This window comes from Streptomyces sp. H27-D2 (genome assembly GCF_035828615.1).
In the GTDB taxonomy this organism is placed as follows: Bacteria; Actinomycetota; Actinomycetes; order Streptomycetales; family Streptomycetaceae; genus Streptomyces.
Map to the genome: position 1 here is coordinate 1 of NZ_JAYMZR010000195.1, position 2,175 is coordinate 2,175.

Annotated in this window: 2 protein-coding genes and 2 pseudogenes; 2 read left to right on the forward strand and 2 right to left on the reverse strand. The window is 69.3% G+C overall.

Annotation, left to right across the window (positions count from 1 at the left end):
- On the reverse strand, positions 1–311 hold a 311-nt coding region (locus QMK28_RS33790), incomplete at its 3' end, for an SPFH domain-containing protein (protein WP_326443519.1).
- A gap of 383 nt (positions 312–694) precedes the next feature.
- Positions 695–801: pseudogene (locus QMK28_RS33795) on the reverse strand (IS5/IS1182 family transposase); the annotation flags it as partial.
- Positions 802–1,153: 352 nt separating this feature from the next.
- Between QMK28_RS33795 and QMK28_RS33800 the strand changes: the two are divergent.
- Both QMK28_RS33800 and QMK28_RS33805 read left to right on the forward strand, forming a co-directional pair.
- Positions 1,154–1,414 (forward strand): DUF6381 family protein, encoded by a 261-nt coding sequence (locus QMK28_RS33800; RefSeq protein WP_326443520.1) that lies wholly within the window; start codon positions 1,154–1,156, stop codon positions 1,412–1,414.
- Positions 1,415–1,986: 572 nt separating this feature from the next.
- Positions 1,987–2,175 (forward strand): annotated as a pseudogene (locus tag QMK28_RS33805) (hypothetical protein); the annotation flags it as partial.

Consider the following 2,175-nt stretch of genomic DNA (forward strand, 5'->3'; position numbering starts at 1 on the left):
CGGATGATCGCGTCGGCCGCGTCGACGACCTTGAAGTAGATCACCGCGTCCACCCGGACCGTGACGTTGTCGCGGGTGATGGCGTCCTGCGCGGGAATCGGCATCGTCACGATCTGCATGTTGACCTTGTACAGCCGGTCCACGGCGGGGATCACCATGGTGAATCCGGGGCCGCGAATGCCGCCCCGCAGCCGGCCGAAGCGCAGGATCACTCCTCGCTCGTACTGCTTGACGACCCTGGCCGCCGCCACGATGTACAGCACAGCGGCCGAGCCCACCACGGCTCCTGCTGTCAGCAGCTCCTCGACCATCGCAGCCCCCAGCCGTCCGAAGCGGGCATTACCTATACGTTATGCCCAGAAATGCGGTGCACGACCCTCCCACAGGGCGCTCCGGCCGTGGCCTCGTCCCGCAGAACTGCGGACGCCGTGTGTAAGCGCTCACGACAGGGGCCTCACGCCCGGCCGACGCGTGAGGAACCAGCCTCACCGCCGCACGCCGCGCTGCGCGGTCTCCACCTCGCGACCGACGGCCCCGCCCGTTGTGCGACGGCGCGGCGTTGGCCAAGCCCATCCTCGGCGGTTGATCTCGCCTCCCGTCACGGGTTCCCCAGGAGGGCTCCTCTGGTCCGGTCTAGGCAGGGTCTTCAAAGGGGTCGTGTCCACATGAGCAGTGAGGCGAGGGTGACGGCTGCTTAGCAGGACTCGGCAGTCTTGTCGTAGCGGGTCGCGGTGCCGCGCCATTGTTTGAGCCGGTTGAAGCACCGTCGACGACATTGCGTTGTTTGTAGATCTGCTCGTCGAAGCCGGTCGGCCTGCCGCCTGCCGAGTCTCGTCGGCGACGGTTAGAGAGAGGCCGACTGCGTAGGCGCGCTGCAGCCAGTTGGCGATCGCCGCGGCATTCGCTGGGCCAGCTTTGGTGAGCCGGTCCAACATGGGCCGTCCGCGGGCACCGGGTCGTCCAAGATCCATCGCCGTGCAGCCGGCGCACGACCTCGGGGCGTGGAGGTGGTGCGGTAGCCGATCTCCACGGACACGGGTGCGATCAGTGGGGCTCACGTCTCGGGTGACTGCGTAGGGTGACGCTTCGGGGTGCGGAGGCGGCGGGGCGCTGCTTAGCTGGGAGGACCCATTTCTACCCTCCGGGAGCGACGATGAGCCTTGCAGGTGAGTCCGGCAGCCGTGCGCAACAGATGCGGGACAAGGTCCGGGAGCTGAATGAGCGCGCGGAACACACGAGCGATCCGCAGGAGCGGCAGAAGCTGCGGGACAAGGCCCGCCGTGTGCAAGAGCAAGCCGTCCAGGAAGGCAACGGCAGGCGCGCGGGTGAGAGCCCGCACCGTCGCCACCCGGGCAGTGAGAAGGACGCCTACCCACCGGCAGGCAGCGAGCGGGGCGGCCACCTCCCGTCGTGATCTGCCTGTCACCGGGATAGCCTCCCCACCTCGCACCCAGCACCCGTGGGGGTGGGAAGCTCTCCTGCCACCCGGTTCAGACTGAGCGAGGACCGGGTGCAGCCGGCGGACGGCGGCCTGGTGGCGACGGGCGGCACGAGAAGGGGCCACCGCAACGAGGCGGGACGTCTGCCGTCACTGCGGTTGCTGCCGGACGGCCGAGGACTACCAGAGGAAGCCGGCCCCGGTGCCCCACCGCCCCAGGGGCGGTGCTCCATCGGCGCTGCGGACCCGGCGGGTTCTTCGCGGGTGCGGTCGGTGCGCTCCAGCCAGTCGGTGAGAGTCGCGCCGGCTGCCGGGTCGGCCTGGGCGAGGCGGGCCAGGACGGGGGCGTCCCGCTCGGCGGGGCCACCCAGGAGCCCGGCACGGCCAGGGCTGCGAGCAGCGCGCGGTCAGCGTGAGGGCCTGGGCCTTCGCCGGCCGATCCGTCACACGGAGGCTCCATACGGGTGATCTTGTTCCGTGCCCGGTTTCCGCCGGCTGGCCGCCGAGAAGTGGTGGAGCGTCACGAAGTCCTGTAGAGGAGAAAAAACATGCGTATGCGTACCGCAATCGCCACCGCCGCTCTGGCCGCTCTCGTCGTCCTGGGCGGCGCCGGTACCGCGACCGCCGGAGGCCACGACAGCCATTCGACGTCGAACACCTGGATCAACCACAGCATCGTGACCGACATCGACGACTCCTTCAACACCGTCGTGGTCTTCGGCGACATGGACCTCGAC